We start from the raw sequence: 17,210 nt of genomic DNA, 5'->3' as shown, positions 1-17,210 counted from the left end.
GAAGTTAAGCCTGCCAGCGTGCGAGGTAGTACTGGAGTGAGCGATCCTCTGGGAACACTGGCTCGCCGCCTCCACTCATACTTTCAGAGCCCACGAGCGCGTGCTCGTGGGCTCTCTTCATTTCGAAGCAATCGTCTCGAACGTCGTCTCCGTAATTCATCGGCAAAACACGCTCGCACATCCGTCCTCACAAACTGTTAATTCGGTTAAATCGGGCTAAATCGGGTGGAAGACGGCCTGAGCGAGTTCCCGCTTTATCCAAGAGGGGTCACAAGGGGCGAGTGCAATGACCCGCAGCAAATCACTCACGATCGCCGTGGTCGTCGCCCTCGTTGGGATGGCCGCAATCCCGATGGCCGCGAGCGCGGCGACGGGACTCTCGGTCGACGTCGATCAGCGTCCCGAGACGGGCGACGCGGTCGTGACAGTAACAGAGAACGACACCGCCGTCGAGAACGCGACGGTCGAAGTGACCTCGAGTACACCGTACGCCGGAAACGGGACGTACGAGACGGACGCGAACGGAACAGTCGTCCTGCCGAATCCGAACGAGACAGCCTCGGTCCAGATCGACGCGAGCGCCAACGGGACGAACGCGAGTAGCGACGTCGAACTCGTCCCGCTCGCCGACTCGCTCGACGTGACCGCGACGCAGGCCACCGACGGCACTGCGACGGTGACCGTCACGCAGTACGGCGACGCGATCGAGAACGCAACAGTCAACGTCTCGTCCGAGGCGGCGTACGACGGAAACGGCACGTACACGACGGACGCCGATGGGGCCGTCACGCTCCCGAATCCGAACGAGACGGTCTCAGTCCAGATCGACATCCGCACGAACGGCGTAACGGCTGCGACGGAGATCGAACTCACGCCGGTCGAGGAGTCCTTAGACGTCACGACCGAGCAGGCGTCTGACGGCGCGGCGACCGTGACCGTCACGCAGTACGACGATCCCGTCGCAAACGCGACCGTGGACGTCGACGCCGAGCGCAACTACTCGGGGACGGGCACGTACACGACTGACGCGAACGGGACCGTGGTGCTCGACCAGCCCGAAGACACGCAGAACGTGACCGTCACTGCGACGGCGAACAATCTGAGTGCCGAAGCGACCACTGAACTCACCGGCTACGCGCAACTGGAAGTCGCCGCCGAGCAGAACGACGACGGCGTCCTCGTGACCGTCACGGACGGTGACGACGCCGTTTCGAACGCAACTGTAGCGATCGAGGCAGACGGCGATTACCCGGGGACCGGCACGTACACGACCGACGACGCCGGCGAGGTCGCCCTCCCGCTCCCGCAGGAGAACGTCACGATCACCGTGACTGCCACCGCCGATAACGAGACGGCCACGACGACGACCCAGCTGACGGTCGAATTCGTCGAACAGGGTCCGTTCGGTCAGGCCGTCGCCCAGTTCGTCGGCGCGCTCCAGTCGGCCGGCTTCGACGGCCCGCCGGGGCAGGCAATCTCCGACTTCGTGACGCAGAACAACCCGGGCAACGCTGACGACGCACCCGGGAACAGCGGCGAAGCACCGGGGAACAGTGATGACGACGCGGACGACGAAAACGAAACCGCAGATGACGAAGGCGACGACGACGCCCCGGGTCGCTCTGGTGACGCTCAGAGCAATTCGGAGGCGAGGGGGAACAACGCAGAGGACGGGCCAGGCCGTTCCGACGAGGCTCCCGGTCAGTCTGGGGACGCCCCCGGTCGGTCTGAGGACGACGACGAGAACGAGACCGACGACGACGAGAACGAATCGGCCCCCCGCGGTAACCCCGGAAACGGTAACGCAGCGGACGACCGCGACGAGGCTGACGACGACGCCGAGGAAGACGATAGCGACGGGGCTAACGAAACCGACGACGAAACCGAGGCGGATGACGCCGAAGAAGCCGATGACGACGGAGAAGAAGACGACAGCGACGATAGCGATGACGACGCTGAAGACGACGGAGAAGAAGACGACAGCGCGCCCGGCAACTCCGGAAACGCTCCCGGTCGGAACTGACGGGTCGCTCTGAACTCTGCCGGCACGCGCTTTTTTTGAGGCGGATCGCAAAAACAGCGATAGCTGTGTACAGCTAGTCGCACTCAGTTCGTCAGTCGTCGACGACCGGACCATCGCGTCAAGAACGATCAGTCGATTGCGCCGTGCGGTAGCGTGCCAGTGCCCGTCTGGAGACACCGGAGCGCGCTGCAACGACTTCGATATCGACGTCGAACCGTCGGGCGGCGGCAGCAGCGCCGATGCGGACGAACTCCGCGTGTGTCGCGTCGGTGCCGGGTGACCACGCGCCGACATCGATGCCGTCCGCGCGCGTGGCGTCGAGGGCACGGATAGCGACGGTGCTCACCAAGGCTGCATCGAGCGGATTTTGGTACTGCGACATATCCCCGTGCGGTTTTGTCTCGGGGGCGTCGCCGCCGTCGGTCTCGTCACGCCCGTGGGCGCGTTCGAGGACACCGGCGAGCGCGAAATACCGGCGGGCATCCGCCTCGTCGACGAGCGCGCGTTCGAGCGCGGCATCGACGACAGCGTCGAGTGCGTCGCTCACGTCTCGACGACGGACTCCCGGAACGCGGCGTCGATGACGGTTCCGTCGGGGCGAAGCGTCACGCGCCCGAGTGTGACCGTCTCGCCCGTCTCCGCGTCCGCCGCGAGTCGGCGCAGCGTCGCCTCCCGGTCGAGTCGCTCCCAGACGGCCTGCTCGACGAGTCGCTGGAACTCCTCGGGATCCGTCCAGCCCGAATCGATGTCCGACGGCACGTGGACGACGAACTGAAACTCCGCCTCCGTGACGTGGATCCCGACGCCGAAGGTGTCGCCGTCGTCCTCCGTCTCGCTCATACCACGTGTCGGGGTGCGCGAGTCAAATACTCCCCGGTGAACGCTGTCGGTGTGGATGTGCAAACCGCAACTGAGACGTGTCATCACACCCCGCTGACAGCGACGGATAGGACGGCTTTTGACCGACGAGACACTGCCGAAATCCAATGAGCTACAAGATCGGACTCGTCGGCAAACCGTCCGTCGGCAAGTCCTCTTTTTTCAATGCGGCGACGATGAACGACGTTCCGGAGGGTGCCTATCCCTTCACGACGATCGACCCTTCGGTCGGCGAGGCGTACGTTCGCGTCGAGTGCGCCGCCCCCGAATTCGACGAGAGCTGCACGCCATCGGTCGGTTTCTGTGAGGAGGGGACGCGGTTCGTCCCGGTAAAGCTCGTCGACGTCGCGGGGCTCATCCCCGGCGCTCACGAGGGGAAGGGCCTCGGCAATCAGTTCCTGACTGACCTGAACGAGGCGGACGTGCTCGTGCACGTCGTCGACTTCTCCGGTGAGACCGACCTCGAAGGCGAACCGACCGAGGGCCACGACCCGCGAGACGACATCGACTTCCTCGAAAACGAGCTCGATATGTGGTATCTCGACATCCTAGAGAAGGGGCTCGAACGGTACCGCTCGGGATATCACGGCGAGGAGAAGAACGTCGAAGAGGACCTCGCAGAGCAGATGTCGGCGTTCAAGACCAACAAAGACGAGATCAAACAGGTCCTGCTGGCCACAGATGCGGGGCTCGATCCCGACGAGTGGGACGAGGCGACGAAAGAGCGGGTCGCCCGCGAGATCCGCAAGCGGACGAAGCCGATCGTCATCGCGGCGAACAAGATGGACAAGCCCGCCGCACAGGAACATTTCGACGACGTGACCGCCGACCCCGACTACGACCACCTCACGTTCGTTCCCACGAGCGCGCACGCGGAGAAGGCGCTCAAGCAGGCCGAAGAGGCGGGCGTAGTCGACTATCAGCCCGGGGCGTCGAGTTTCGAGATCGTCGGCGACCCCTCCGAGGAGCAGGCGGCCGGCCTCGAACAGATCCGCGAGTACGTCGAGGCGTTCGGCGGCACGGGCGTCCAGGACGTCCTCGAATCGGCGCTGTTCGACGTGATGGGCGCGATCGCGATCTTCCCCGGCAGCGCGAACGGCCGTGCCGACTCACAGGGCGTCTTCCGGGATTGCTTCATCCTTCCCGAAGACTCGACGACTGAGGACTTCGCGTACCACCTCCACTCGGACATCGGTGACGGCCTCCTGCACGGGATCGACTGCCGATCGAACCGGCAGGTCGGCTCCGATCACGAACTCGAACACCGCGACGTGGTCGAAATCGTCACGACGAACTAGCCGCTGTCTGCGGGGTTCGGCGCTCCCGATCAGCGTCGTCCACTGACGAACGCTGTCCTGGCGTGTTGTTTTGTGCGACACAGACGCCACGCGCGGCTACATCCTCCCAACACTCAACCGACCCCGGAGCGAAATCGCCGACGATGCCGTCGCCAACCGAACAGCCGCTCAGTTCGTTCCTCGACGAGATCGCGTCCGAGCGAGTCGCACCCGCCGGTGGCACCGCGATCGCGGCGACCGGAGCGATGGGGGCTGCACTCTGTGAGATGGTCTGTATACACACGCTCGCTGCTCGCGACGCCGACGCGGACACGTCGTCGCTGCCCGCACTCCGTTCTGACCTCGAACGGCAGCGCCGATCGCTGCTCGCACTCGCCGCGCAGGACGCTGCGGTGGTCGACGAACTGTTCGGCGGGGACGGCGAGAGACCGTCCGAACGCCTCTCGAAGCGTGCCGTGGGGATCCCGCTTGCCGTCGCGGAGTCCTGCTTTCGCGTCCTGGAAGTCGCAGAGCGGGTGATCGAACTGGGAAGCGGTGGCGTCGTCGCCGACGCTCGGATCGGCGCGTCGCTCGCTGCTGCGGCGCTCCAAGCAGCGCTGTGGATGGTCCGCGGCAACCTCGACGCACTCTCGGCTCCGTCGTTCGCAGCCGACATCGCGGACCGCGCCGACGCAATCGAACGCGCCGCGGCGGACATCGCAGACCCGTTCGACACGTAGCGCGACTGACGGGTGAGGACACGCGCACAACTAAGAGGATCGGGTCCGGAATGTCCACCTATGGCCGCCCCGACTCGGGTCCTTCACGTGGACGACGACCCGCAGTTTGCCGACCTCACTGCGACCTTTCTCGAACGTCAGAACTCCTCTCTCGCCGTTCTGACAGAGTCGACTGCGGCGGCCGCACTTCAGCGACTCCGCGCAGACGACGTCGATTGTATCGTCTCCGATCACGACCTCGCGGACACGACCGGCATCGACTTTCTCGAATCCGTTCGGGAGGAGCATCCCGACTTGCCGTTCATTCTTTTCACCGGCAAGGGGTCCGAGGAAGTGGCGAGTCGGGCGATCTCGGCTGGCGTCACCGACTACTTGCAGAAAGAGGTCGGGACCGATCAGTACGCCATCCTCGCGAATCGGATCGAGAACGCCGTCGAGCGGTCCCGATCGGTGCGGGCGGCGAGGCGCCGCAAGCGACGGCTCGAAACCCTCGTCAGCAACCTCCCGGGGATCGTCTACCGAACGCGAAACGAACCCGGGTGGCCGATGGAGTCCGTCGACGGCGAGTGCGAGTCGCTCGTCGGGTACGCCGCCGAGGAACTCGAATCCGGAGATGTCGCGTGGGGCGAAGACGTGCTCCACCCCGCAGACCGAGAGGAGGCCTGGGCCGTCGTTCAGCGAGCGATCGAGCGCGAGGAACCGTTCGAGTGCACCTATCGCGTCGTCACCGCAGACGGGACCGTCAAATGGGTATGGGAGCGGGGACGCGTCGTCGATGTCGGCAAGGAACAGTCGACGGATTCTGACGAAGACGATTCGACGACATCCCGCGTTCTCGAAGAATTCATCACTGACGTTACCGAGTCACAAGCACGCGAGCAGGAGCTAGAACGCAACGAGCGCCGATTCGAGGCAGTGTTCAACGATCCGAATCTCCTCGTCGGGCTTCTCGATCCCGATGGGACCGTCCTGGACGTCAATCAGACGGCACTGCAGTACGTCGATTTGACCCGAAGCGAGAGTATCGGCGAGGCGTTCGAATCGACACCGTGGTGGGCCGACGGACTGCAGGACGACGTCGAACGCTGGGTCGACGCGGCCGCCGCCGGGGAGTACGTCGAATACGAGGCCACGCATCCGACGGGCGACGGAGAGCCGATCGCCGTCGAAGGCGTGTTCCGCCCCGTTAGAGACGAGGCGGGGGCCGTGACCGCGCTCGTCGTCTCCGCCCGGGACGTAACCGAGCGGCGGAAACGCGAACGCGAACTGCAACGGCAGAACGACCGGCTCGGCGAGTTCGCGGGGTTCGTCTCACACGACTTTCAGAGCCCGCTCTCGACGGCCCGTGGGCGACTGGAACTGGCGCTCGAAACCGGCGATCTCGACCACGTCGAGACGGCTCTCGACGCCGTCGAACGTATCGACGAACTCCGAACGGACCTCGCGAGCACGCTCCGAAGCGGCGAGATAATCGCCGAACGGGAGCGTATCGCCGTCGGCGACGTCATCGAACGGGTGTGGGCGACGGCCGACCCGGGAGCGGAGGCGTCTTTCTCCGTCGCTGGATCGACGCGCATCGAAGCGGACCCGGACGCGTTCCACCGACTGATCGAGAACCTCGTCCGCAACTCCGTCGAACACGGCGGCCCGAATGCCGAGGTCCGCGTCGGACGCCTCGACGGTGAGGACGGATTCTACTACGAGGACGACGGACCGGGGCTCGACCCGACAGTCCGCGAGAAGATCTTCCTCCCCGGATTCTCGACGAAAGCGTCCCGAGATGGCACCGGAATGGGGATGGCGAGCGTCCGACAGATCGTCCTGGCTCACGGCTGGGAGATCGACGTCGGCGACGCCGAGACGCTCGACGGGGCCCGATTCGAGATTCGAACTGGGTGAGGAGACCGTCGGGGTCCCCAATCAATCTCTGCGAGAGCCCCGGCAGTCGTCACCTCGTTTAATCTTCAGGCCCCGTCGTCGACGAACCGGAGCCGATAGTCGTAGTAGACGTCGTCGTACCGCAGGATCTGTCGTCCCGAATTGTCGACGCCGGCGTCTTTGCTGATGTTTCCATCCAGATAGGCCCGTTTGTGCATCGCGCGCAGTACGTCCCGATACGCGTCCGAGTAGGGGTGCGATTCGCCATATTCGCCCTGTCGTGCGGTTTCGAGTACGTCGCGTGCGGCAGCCGACAGATCGTCTCGGGCGAATCGGGCGTCGACGAATCTGGCACGCAGGATCGCTTCCATCTCCTCTGGTGACTCGGCGACCGGTTCGACGGTCGCCCGATAGACGGGCTCGTAGAACTGCTCGCGAGAGACGTCGATCCGGTACCGGCGATCCCGATAGCGGACGTGTGTCGGTGTGTCCGACCCCAACAGCGCGCTTGCTCTGCGCTGGTCGTCGTCGCGGTAGACGTAGCCGCCGCGCTGGAGTAGTCCCCACGGAGCCCCGCCGACATTCCCCCGGGCCCGTGCACCCATCTGTGCGACACGGACCGCTTTGGCGTCGACGTCGGGTAGCTCGGACGACGTCACCGTCGAATCGGCGTCGGTCTCGCTCTGTGTCTCCGTTTCGTCACTGGCGTCCGAGAGCCGGAGCACAGGGTGGGTCGTCTCGACCTCGTCGACGACGACGGAGTCGAGCCGGTAGTACGTCCCGTCGCGTTCGGTGTAGACGGGGGTCTCGGGAGTCGACGCGAACGGTTTCCGATACTGCGCCGTGTACGATCCCCCGTCGAGAACGGTCCGGAACGCCGCGTCGTCGCGGTCGGATCTCGTCTCCGAGAGGTCGGCCACGAATACCTCGCGGAGTGAACCGCCGACGCGAGAGAGCGTGAGCCTGAGCGTTCGCTTCTGGTCGTCGCTGGAGCGATCGAGTGCGCTGAGACAGCCGGCGGTGCCGACGAGCGTCGATGCTGCGACCGTCCCGAGAAACTGACGTCTGGAGGGCTGGAAGGCGGTCATCGGGAATACCTGTCATTCAGTCCCGACGATAAAAAAATCCCGGCGAGACGGCGGTGCGGTGGTGAATCTACAGTTATCGCCCGGGTTCGACCGGCGTCTTGACTACTGTGACCGGCATTTCGGCGAGTCTGAGAACGCGGTCGGTGACGCTTCCGAGGAGGCTCCGGTACTCGTCGGGCCGGCGGCGCGTTCCCATCACGACGACGTCGACGCCGGCGTCGCGGGCGAACTCGACGATTGTTTCCGGTGGCTGCCCGTGCTGGACGTGCCCTTCGGCGTCGACGCCTCGGGAGTCCGCTTTTTCGACGACTGCGGCGACGGCGTCTTTGCCGACCTCTTCGAGGCCGTGCTCCGGTCCCTCACTTTCGTCGACGTACTCGTCGCCGCTGTAGGCGTCGTACACGTCGCTATCGACGACGAACAGCACGTGTAGTGTCGCGCCGTGCTGTACCGCCAGGTCAATCGCGTGCTCGACCGCTCGATCCGACGCCACTTCGCCACCTGTCGCCAGCAGTATCTGCTCGTACATACTCACGGAGTACGTCACCCGACGTAAAAAATGTCGAGGGTGGAACGAATTTCACGGGAACTGATATACGACGCCTGTGTTGATTGTGCACATCTACTAATGTAAACGAAATGAGAGTATAAGAAACTAATTTAAGTTTATATTACGAGGTTTTCACCGCTCAGGATTTGAGATATCCTGTTAATGGGCTTTGATGCCGATACTCACGGAATACAATCTATATTTCTATTAGTATCAAACTATATAGCGATTTGTTTTAACGTTTAACCTAATTATCTTCTGTTTTTAATGCCGGCTCGGGAACAGTACGGAAACCGTACTGAGCCGGCACACGATGCGTCGGAAGGAAGGTTTTTGTACGATGGTGACGCTATCGACATCGTGTTACGTGGTAAGCAGTAACGGTCATAATCATTCGACCGTGTCACGTGTTCAAACTCCGTGCGGAACTCCACCGAGGTGGTCTCGGTGACGTCCTCGCTTTGCGGCTGCCGGAAACGTATCACGGGACACGCTGCGGTAACAGATGACGTAAATGATCAAAAATGAACGCGGCGACGGCGAACGAGCGGCGGCGGACCGAACGGTCTCCCGCGCGCACGACGAGGTGAATCTATAATGGATGGACGAGTCACCATATCTGGACTAGAGAAAGTATACGGCCAAGGCGCAGAGCGAACGAAAGCGATCGAAGACCTCAACTTCGAGGTCGACGGCGGCGAATTCGTCAGCGTCGTCGGACCGAGCGGTTGCGGAAAGAGTACCCTCCTGTATCTCATCGCTGGCTTTCTGGACGCTACCGAGGGAACGATTTCGGTCGACGGCGACCCGATCAACGGACCGGGCACGGACCGCGGCGTCGTGTTCCAGGACTACGCGCTATTCCCCTGGCGGACCGTCTACGAGAACGTCACGTACGGACTCGAAGAAGACGGCGTTCCGAAGGACGAACGCCAGAACATCGCCCAGAAGTACATCGATATGGTCGACCTCGACGGGTTCGAGGACAAGTATCCCAAAGAGCTTTCTGGTGGGATGAAACAGCGCGTCGGCATCGCCCGTACGCTGGCGTACGAGCCGAAGATCCTCCTGATGGACGAGCCGTTCGGCGCGCTCGACCAGCCGCTTCGGGAATCGCTGCAGGACCAGTTGCTGGACATCTGGAGCGACCTCGGGAAGACCGCCCTGTTCATCACTCACGACGTCGAGGAGGCGGTGTACCTCTCCGAGCGTGTGCTGATTATGACGCGACACCCGGGGACGAAAAAGACCGTCGCCGAGATCGATCTGGACCGCTCGGGATCGCGTGAGGAGATCGTCACGTCGGACGACTTCGCTCACTTCAAGAACGACGTCTGGAAGTCGCTCCACGAGGAGACGCAAACAGAGGTGACACTGTAACCGTGCGATACGCGACGTCGCGAAGCATCGAGGTGCTTCCGACCCCGGTTCAGGGCGTCGTCAACACGATTGTCGATTGGATCCCGCTCGGCATCGTGGTCCTCGTCTGGGAGCTGGTGAGTGGCGGGATCGTTGCGACCGACGTCCTCCCCGCCCCAGCGACCGTCGGAGCCGAAATCGTGGGCCTCTTCGTCTCCGGCGAGGTGTTCTCTCACCTGTTTATTTCGCTGTTCCGCGTCGGCGTCGGACTCGGATTGAGCATCCTCGTCGGGGTCCTCCTCGGTGTCGGGATGGCCAGGTCCGATCCAGTCGAGAACTTCTTCGACATCTTCCTCTCGATGACGTATCCGATCCCCAAGACCGCTCTCGTCCCCCTCGCCATCCTTTGGCTCGGCGTCGGGACGAAGACGGCGATCCTCATCGTCTTCCTCGCGTGTCTGCTTCCGATCGTGCTGAACGCCAACAACGCCGCAGAGAACGTCGATCAGAACCTCGTCTGGGCGGCCCAGATGATGGGGACCGACGAACGGTCGATCCTCTATAAGATCGTCTTTCCCGCAACGATCCCCGAGATTATGACCGGAGTCCGTCAGGCGGTGCCGATCGCTTTCATCGCGCTCGTGAGCGCTGAACTCATCGCCTCGAACGCAGGGATGGGCTATCTGATCCTCACCTCCGGACAGATCGGGAACTACCCGACGATGTTCGCGAACATCGTCATCATCTCGGCGGTCGCGTTCGTGGCCGTCCGTGCCTTCGAGGAGGCGCGTGGGAGGTTGTTAGTATGGACGTAACCGCCGACGCCTCCCGTGGGCTGGATCTCTCCCGACTCGTCGAGTTCGGTAAGTCAGTGTACTCGCTCGTGATCTTACTCGTGCTCTGGGAGGTCGTCGGGCAACTCGGCTTGATCCACTATTACTTCCTCCCGCCGCTGTCTGACATCCTCATCCGATTCGCCGAACTCACGCTGAGCGGCGAGATGCTGTTCAACGCGTACCTGACGCTACAGCGAGCGCTCATCGGCCTCGCCATCGCCTCGGTGCTCGGCGTGATCGTCGGCGTCCTCTCGGCGCGGAACGACATCGTCGATTGGTTCTTCGACCCGATCATCAAGATCGGCTACCCAGTCCCGATCATCTCGCTCATCCCGGTGTTTATGCTCTGGTTCGGCATCGGCGACATCTCGAAGATCATTATGGTCGCCGTCGGGACGTTCTGGCCCGTCGCCGTCAACGCCCGCGAGAGCACCCGACAGGTCGAGACCAACCTCATCTGGTCGGCGCAAATGATGGGCACGAGCGATCGGCGACTCCTCTGGCGCGTCGTGATGCCCGCAGCGCTGCCGGGTATCCTGACCGGGTTCCAGATCGCGATGCCGCTCTCGCTGATCATCACGTTCGTCTTCGAGATGGTGGCCGGCGGTGGCGGCCTCGGAGCCTTAGAGATCCAGGGCGTCCGGTCCTTCGAGTCCGCCCAGGTGTACGCGGCGATCATCGCGATTATGCTCATCGGCATCGGTCTCGACCGTATCCTTCGCTTCGTCCGCGGCCGACTGCTTCACTGGACCTGAACTTCGGCACCGTTTTCTTCGATCCCGTTTCGTCCGTTTGAACTCGCTACTAGACAGTTCGCGGCTGTTTGGCTTCGCGCTAGCGTAAAAATCTAAATGGTTGTCCATCAAAGATTCTCTAGTATGTCAGAGACAACCACACACGGTCACGCTGCGGCGGGCAGACGCTCGGCGGGGCGGGCCACTGTACTCATAGGGGTTATCGTAAGTCTCCATAGATTTCTCACCGGACGGTACGGCGAGAATCTCCGAACAGTTACGATAACCCCTATCAGTATCGCTCACGCGGAGGGAATACGATGATCGACGCGGCACGAGAGCGGATCATCGACTGCGATTGGCACTATCAGGACTCCTTCAAAGAAGTCGCGGCGTATATGCCCGAGCCGTGGCGCACGAAGTACAAACACAGCAACTGGGACGACGCGGGCGTGAAGCAGAACCTCAGTTCGTTCTTCCCGACGTCGACGGGCGACAGGCAGAACTACGGGAAAGTCGTCCGCGAGCACTCGAACTACCCCGACGAACCCGAAGAGCCCGAACGCGTCAGGGAGGGGATGGACTTCCTCGACATCGACGTGTCGCTACAGATCTCACACCTCATCCTCGCGATGGGCGGCGTCAACGCCGACGACAAGCGCGTCCAGGCGTTCACGAAGGGTTACGTCGAGTATATGCTCGAAGAAGTGCTCGACCCCGACGACGGCGTTTACGGACTCGCACCGATGCCGTACAGCGACGTTGAGGCCTCTCTCGACATTCTCGACCGAATCGAGGACGAGGAGGCCTACGTGGGTGCGTGCTTCGTCACCGCGGGTGCGAGCCCACCGCTCGGGAGCCGCAAGTACGACCCGATCTACGAGCGGTGTGAGGATCTCGACCTCCCGGTCGTGTATCACACCGGCGGCTCCGGACTCGACGAGTACGTCCGCGCGGGATACCAGGAGATGATCGAGACCCACACGCTCGGGTTCCTCGAATCCAATATGTCTCAGATCGTCAGTGTCGCCTGTCAAGGTATCCCCGAGAAGTACCCCGACCTCGACATCGTGTTTATGGAGTCCGGCGTGACGTACATTCCGGGCCTCATCAGCCGTCTCGACGAGGAGTACCTCAAGCGTCCCGAGGAGGCACCGCTACTCGATACGCGCCCCAGCGAGTACATCACGGACTTCTACTTCGGCACGCAACCGCTCGAAATCTCCGCACGGAACGAACTGCTCGAACTCTGCTTCGATATGATCGGGACCGACCGACTCCTGTACGCCTCCGATTACCCCCACTGGGACTTCGATAGCCCGTCCATCATCAACGATCTGCCGATGCTCGACGACGACGACCGACGCGCGATTCTGGCGGGCAACGCCGAGGGGGTGTTCGGACTATGAGCGACGGCCTCGTCGAGGTCGGTCCTGCGACCGAGTTCGAGGACGGCGACCACGCCATCGTCGAGGTCGGCCGCGCGGAAGTCGGCGTCGTCCGCGCCGACGGGGAGTTCTACGCCCTCAGAAACCAGTGTCCGCACGACGGCGGCCCCGTCTGTAAGGGCATTGTCCAGCGCGAACTCCTCGGCGAGTTCACCGGCACGGGCGAACGCGTCGAGCAGTACTACGGCGAGGAGTGCATCATCTCCTGCCCCTGGCACGGCTGGTCGTTCGAGTTGGAGACGGGTACACATATCGGCGACGAACGCATCCAACTACCGATGTACGACGTCGTCGTCGAGGACGGGATCGTCTACGTCGACACCGGCGAGTAAGCTACCACGCCCCTCAGGGCGTGGCATTCAGCGTGGACTCCCGTTCTAACTGTGTAACACAGTAGGCGAATACTCGCCATTCACGTTCATCATCCCGCTGTTCAAGCGCACGCCTACGGGTGCGCCTCCACGCCCAGACTTTTGCTGGTCGCGGAGATACTTCAAACCGATATTCTTCGCCGCATTATAATCCGCGTGAACATCATACCCACACTTCAAACACTCAAACTCGTCCTGCCCATTGTCCTGTGGACGATTATCCTCGTGAGTGAACCCACACTTCGAACACCGCTGACTCGTGTGCGCCGGATTAATCTGCTTCACGACAAGCCCTTCAGACTCGGCTTTGTACGTGACGTACTCGAACAACCGGTGGAACGCCCACTTGTGAACCGCCTTCGCGTACGGCAAGCGTTCGCGGATGCCTTTGAGTTGCTCAAACACGATATGCGTACAGTCGTTTTCGAGAGCTTCCTCTACGAGTTCGTTCGAGATGATGTGAAGCATTTGCTCGAACCGCCCGGTTTGCTTTTGACCGACTCGCTGGACGTTCTCGTGTGCCCACCGAGTCCCGGTCTGTTGGAGGTCGCCTTGACGCGTCTCGTATTCTCGATGCCAGTGGTTGAGTTCGCCACCGCTCCAGAAGCGTCCAGTTGAGGTGGTTGCGATGTTTGTGATGCCGAGGTCAACACCAAGGACGGAAACGTGCTTGGCATCGCCTGAATCGGCATCATCGTTCTCCACGGCGGGCTTTGTCCGCACGTGAAGGTAGAAGCAGTCCTCAACCTTGTCGTAGTGAAGCGTAGCTCCTTTCACGTCGTAGTCCTCGTTGAACAGGTACGCTGAGTGCGGCGTGTCACGCTGTTTGTCTGGGAGGACGAACTCTGCGGTTACTCGCCCGTCGATGGTGGCGAGTGTGGCGTGGTCGTCGTTGACGGTGACGGTTCGGGCGTCGTAGCTGGCGAACCGTGACGTGAAGTTTGGCTTCGAAGCTTTCTTGCCTTCCTTCCAACGTTCGACACAGCCCTTGACGGCTTCTGCGGCGCGGTTTCGTGCGGCTTGCACGAGATTGGCTGGGAGCGGTGAGTCGTCTCGAACATCGTAGTACGTGAGGTCGTGGAGTTTTTGCTTGCTGGTGATTTTCCAGTCTGGTTCCCACGCTACGTTTACGACGTAGTTAGCGGAGTCAAGGAAGTGGTCGGTTGTCTGGTGGAGGAGGTTAGCGGCACTCTCGTCCACATCGAGCTTGATGGGAACGGTTCGAGTGCGTGAGTCTTCCACCATCTGTATTTCATATGTAGAAGAGAGTATTTATATTAGTTTGGATTGGCGTAGGGGAGTCGTCCTGCCATCGAGCGTGGATGGTGTCAGTGTTGTCGGCTTCCTCCCGCGCCTACAGTCGCGGGTTTCCGCCTTGCAGTCATTATGAACCGCACGGGGCAATCTACTTGTGTCTCAGCGGTGAGGTGATCGTATGCACGTCGCGATCATCGGCGGCGCGAGCACCATCGGATCGACGGTCGCCTACACGCTCGCCGGGCTGGCACCGACCGTCGACGTCTCGCTCGTCGACATCGACGAAGGGGCGGCCTGGGCGCACGCGACCGACGTCTCCCACGCGGGCTATCACTTCGCGAACGCCCCGGGTGCCTCCGAGAGGTACGACCCGGACTCCGTGGGGACGATCGACTCTGCGACGCCCGGGGAGTTGCCCGCGCTCGACCCCGACCTCCTGATCTTCAACGCCGCCGCCCCCCAGCCGGAAGACGCCACCGACCGCGGTGCGCGCGAGGCCGAACTGGAACGCAACCGCGAGATCGTCAAGGACGTCGCGGGGAACCTCACTGCGCTGGATCCGACGCCGCTCCTCGTCGTCACGAACCCGATCGACCGCCTCGTCTATCACTTCTACTCGCTCCTCGAGTGGCCTCGACGCTGCTTCCTCGGCTACTCGCTCTCGGAGACGGCGCGGGCCGCGGACGCTCTCGCCGACGGACTCGGCGTCCACCGGAACGACGTCTACTGTCCGATGATGGGCGAGCACGGGGAGAACGTGGTGCCCGTCTTCTCGCGGGCCCGCGTCGATGGCGAACCGGTCGAGATATCCGCCGACGAGCGCGCGGACGTCCGCGAGTTCGTGCGCGACGTGCCATTCGAGATCGCGAAGAAGCGCGGCGTCGACGAGACCTCCCGCTGGGTCACGAGCGCCGGCGTCACCCGCGTGGTTCGTACGATGCTAGCCGCAGACGAACAGGCTACGCTCGATAGCGACGGGACCGGCCCGTTCTGTCTGTCGACACCGCTCGCGGGCGAGTACGGGTTCGAGAACGTCGCGCTCAGCGTCCCCGTCGACATCGATGCCGGCGGCGTTGCGGCGATCCACGAGTGGGAGCTCACCGACGAGGAAACCGAACAGCTCACCGACGCGTACGACGCCGTCCGTGCGGATCTCGCGTAGGATTCTCTTCAGGACCGCTCTCTCGCTATGAAAAAGAGACCCCGACAACCTGCGGGCCGATCACGCAGTCGTCGTCGGTCGGCGTGCTGCTGACCGCCGAGATGGCGTGACCGAGCGAAACGTCGTCCGGTCGATGGCGTCGACCGCGGCTGGGGTGCTGTGGTCGCGAGGCGATAGTGCGTTCGCTGTGTGGATATGGTGGGGTATCGGCGTCGCTAGGCCGCTGGGTGCCTCTGTCAGTGGTGCCTCTCGAGCGTCCTGCGAGCACGTGCCACGAGTGCCTCTGACCTCCGGTTCCGTGGATCCCCGTGCGACCCTTCTGTCCCATATTACAAAACGTTTGTCCTGGTGTCGTTCTGCCAATCGGAACGGACGTCTCTGGAGTTGCGTTAGTTCGACGGGACGAACTCGTTGGTCGCGTACTCGCCCACGTCGAAGCTCTCTTCGACGAAGCCGAGGTCGACCAGTTCGTCGATCGCGAACTGGAGCCGTTCGATGTCGATCCCGATGTCCTGTCGGTAGTAGTCCTGGTTCGTGAGGAAGAACCCGTCGACCAGCGACTCGGGCAGCTCGAAGTGTTCGGCCGCCAGCGAGACGACTTCCGAGCGGTTGTCGTAGCAGTAGTTGACGAGTTCGTCGAGGTCTTCGCCCCACGCGCTGATCGCGTCGGACTTCTGGTCGATGGCGTTGTTCGACGCGACCGTGTACGCGAACGGGTACGCCTCGTCCCAGAGATCCTGACTGCGGTAGACCTCGGTGAAGCCTTCAGCGCGGGCCGACACCGCGAACAGGGCGGGGAAGATACCCGCGTCGATCCGGCCGTCGTTGATCGCCGAGACGAACGTTGGGAACGGCAGTTCGACGATCTGCGCGTCGCTCCCGAAGCTCAGATCTGCCTGCCGGATCCCCTTCTCGAGAATCGCGTGCGTCCCCGTCCCCTGTGCGTTGACGCCGACGTTCTTCCCTTCGAGATCGGCGATCTCGGTGATGTCGGAGTCCGGGCCCGAGAAGATGGTGAACCCGTACCATTCGGGGTGGGCGTCCCAGAAGTCAGTCGAGATCATCGTGATGTTGCCCGGAACGGCTTCCTGGCGGACTGCGGAGGCGTAACTCACCGTGGTCAAAAGCGCCATATCCACCTCGCCGGCGGCCATCCCGTTCAGCGAGTCGGGCGTACTCTCGTTACGCGTCACGCTGAGTTCGTACTCCGAACCCAGATTCGTGAGTTGATCTTGGATCTCCGGAATCGCGAAGAGCGAACCCAGGTTCTCGACCGGGACGGTAAAGGCGAGTCCCAGCTCGGGGGTGCCGCCGCCGCCCGTGATGCCGGAACAGCCAGCGAGACCCGCTAATCCAATTGTACCAGCCGCCGCACCGGACTTCAGGAACGACCGGCGCCGAATGTTATCGAATGCCATCATCGAATGGGATAGATACGGGAGTATATAAAATCACCTGTCTCCCTGGAGGGATGCAATCGTCATACTGCGGCCAGACGCACTGCTCTGTTTCGGCGCCAGCGTACACGCGCTGCTGATAGGGATTATCGTAACTGTTCGGAGATTCTCGCCGCACCGTCCGGCGAGAAATCTACGAGGACTTACGATA

At 62.5% G+C, this 17,210-nt stretch carries 16 protein-coding genes and 1 rRNA gene; 11 read left to right on the top strand and 6 right to left on the bottom strand.

Annotated features, from left to right (window positions below; all coding sequences use genetic code 11):
* Positions 1-74 (top strand): 5S ribosomal RNA (rrf, locus tag NO347_RS15035); the annotation flags it as partial.
* Positions 75-286: 212 nt separating this feature from the next.
* Complete coding sequence (locus NO347_RS15030) at positions 287-2,023, top strand: hypothetical protein (RefSeq protein WP_256290479.1); 1,737 nt, start codon at positions 287-289, stop codon at positions 2,021-2,023.
* 118 nt (positions 2,024-2,141) lie between these two features.
* On the opposite strand, the gene NO347_RS15025 is transcribed toward NO347_RS15030, so the two are convergent.
* Together NO347_RS15025 and NO347_RS15020 are read right to left on the bottom strand one after the other, a co-directional pair.
* The gene (locus NO347_RS15025) at positions 2,142-2,570 is read right to left on the bottom strand and encodes a hypothetical protein (protein WP_256290478.1); all 429 of its coding nucleotides are present in this window, start codon (positions 2,568-2,570) and stop codon (positions 2,142-2,144) included.
* Positions 2,567-2,863, bottom strand: coding sequence for a DUF8124 family protein (locus tag NO347_RS15020; protein ID WP_256290477.1), 297 nt, complete (start codon positions 2,861-2,863; stop codon positions 2,567-2,569). The genes NO347_RS15025 and NO347_RS15020 overlap by 4 nt, the downstream gene beginning before the upstream one ends.
* 146 nt (positions 2,864-3,009) lie before the next feature.
* Between NO347_RS15020 and NO347_RS15015 the strand changes: the two genes are divergently transcribed.
* From NO347_RS15015 to NO347_RS15005, 3 genes are all read left to right on the top strand, one after another.
* Positions 3,010-4,200: a redox-regulated ATPase YchF gene (locus NO347_RS15015; RefSeq protein ID WP_121570344.1), complete on the top strand. Its 1,191-nt coding sequence runs from the start codon at positions 3,010-3,012 to the stop codon at positions 4,198-4,200.
* A 143-nt stretch (positions 4,201-4,343) separates the two neighbouring features.
* Positions 4,344-4,919 carry a cyclodeaminase/cyclohydrolase family protein gene (locus NO347_RS15010; RefSeq protein WP_256290473.1) on the top strand — a complete coding sequence of 192 codons (576 nt, stop codon included), beginning with the start codon at positions 4,344-4,346 and terminating at the stop codon, positions 4,917-4,919.
* A gap of 60 nt (positions 4,920-4,979) precedes the next feature.
* Positions 4,980-6,818, top strand: coding sequence for a hybrid sensor histidine kinase/response regulator (locus NO347_RS15005; RefSeq protein ID WP_256290471.1), 1,839 nt, complete (start codon positions 4,980-4,982; stop codon positions 6,816-6,818).
* 65 nt (positions 6,819-6,883) lie between these two features.
* Here NO347_RS15005 and NO347_RS15000 read toward each other — a convergent pair whose 3' ends face one another.
* Together NO347_RS15000 and NO347_RS14995 are read right to left on the bottom strand one after the other, a co-directional pair.
* A complete protein-coding gene (locus NO347_RS15000; RefSeq protein ID WP_256290469.1) occupies positions 6,884-7,885 on the bottom strand; it encodes a hypothetical protein in 1,002 nt (333 codons plus the stop codon).
* Positions 7,886-7,958: 73 nt separating this feature from the next.
* Positions 7,959-8,414: a universal stress protein gene (locus NO347_RS14995; protein WP_256290468.1), complete on the bottom strand. Its 456-nt coding sequence runs from the start codon at positions 8,412-8,414 to the stop codon at positions 7,959-7,961.
* A 618-nt stretch (positions 8,415-9,032) separates the two neighbouring features.
* Between NO347_RS14995 and NO347_RS14990 the strand changes: the two genes are divergently transcribed.
* The 5 genes from NO347_RS14990 (at position 9,033) to NO347_RS14970 (ending at position 13,144) form a co-directional block, all read left to right on the top strand.
* Positions 9,033-9,815: an ABC transporter ATP-binding protein gene (locus tag NO347_RS14990; RefSeq protein ID WP_121570340.1), complete on the top strand. Its 783-nt coding sequence runs from the start codon at positions 9,033-9,035 to the stop codon at positions 9,813-9,815.
* Between the two features lie 2 nt (positions 9,816-9,817).
* The gene (locus tag NO347_RS14985; RefSeq protein ID WP_256290466.1) at positions 9,818-10,609 is read left to right on the top strand and encodes an ABC transporter permease; all 792 of its coding nucleotides are present in this window, start codon (positions 9,818-9,820) and stop codon (positions 10,607-10,609) included.
* Positions 10,600-11,385: an ABC transporter permease gene (locus NO347_RS14980; RefSeq protein ID WP_256290465.1), complete on the top strand. Its 786-nt coding sequence runs from the start codon at positions 10,600-10,602 to the stop codon at positions 11,383-11,385. Before NO347_RS14985 ends, NO347_RS14980 begins: the two co-directional genes overlap by 10 nt.
* Before the next feature lie 299 nt (positions 11,386-11,684).
* Complete coding sequence (locus tag NO347_RS14975) at positions 11,685-12,773, top strand: amidohydrolase family protein (protein ID WP_256290464.1); 1,089 nt, start codon at positions 11,685-11,687, stop codon at positions 12,771-12,773.
* Positions 12,770-13,144: a Rieske (2Fe-2S) protein gene (locus NO347_RS14970; RefSeq protein ID WP_256290462.1), complete on the top strand. Its 375-nt coding sequence runs from the start codon at positions 12,770-12,772 to the stop codon at positions 13,142-13,144. Before NO347_RS14975 ends, NO347_RS14970 begins: the two co-directional genes overlap by 4 nt.
* Positions 13,145-13,189: 45 nt before the next feature.
* On the opposite strand, the gene NO347_RS14965 is transcribed toward NO347_RS14970, so the two are convergent.
* Positions 13,190-14,428 (bottom strand): RNA-guided endonuclease InsQ/TnpB family protein, encoded by a 1,239-nt coding sequence (locus NO347_RS14965; protein WP_256290461.1) that lies wholly within the window; start codon positions 14,426-14,428, stop codon positions 13,190-13,192.
* Between the two features lie 190 nt (positions 14,429-14,618).
* On the opposite strand from NO347_RS14965, the gene NO347_RS14960 reads away from it, so the two are divergent.
* Positions 14,619-15,602: a malate dehydrogenase gene (locus NO347_RS14960; RefSeq protein ID WP_256290460.1), complete on the top strand. Its 984-nt coding sequence runs from the start codon at positions 14,619-14,621 to the stop codon at positions 15,600-15,602.
* A 389-nt stretch (positions 15,603-15,991) separates the two neighbouring features.
* Here the strand turns inward: NO347_RS14960 and NO347_RS14955 are convergent, their stop codons facing one another.
* Positions 15,992-17,023, bottom strand: a complete 1,032-nt coding sequence (locus NO347_RS14955; RefSeq protein ID WP_256290459.1) for an ABC transporter substrate-binding protein — start codon at positions 17,021-17,023, stop codon at positions 15,992-15,994.
* Positions 17,024-17,210 lie beyond the last annotated feature (187 nt).

The sequence above is a fragment of the Halobellus inordinatus genome (assembly GCF_024464655.1).
GTDB lineage: Archaea > Halobacteriota > Halobacteria > Halobacteriales > Haloferacaceae > Haloquadratum > Haloquadratum inordinatus.
The sequence above is the reverse complement of the archived record's forward strand: the minus strand, read 5'-3'. Positions and strand labels throughout refer to the sequence as shown.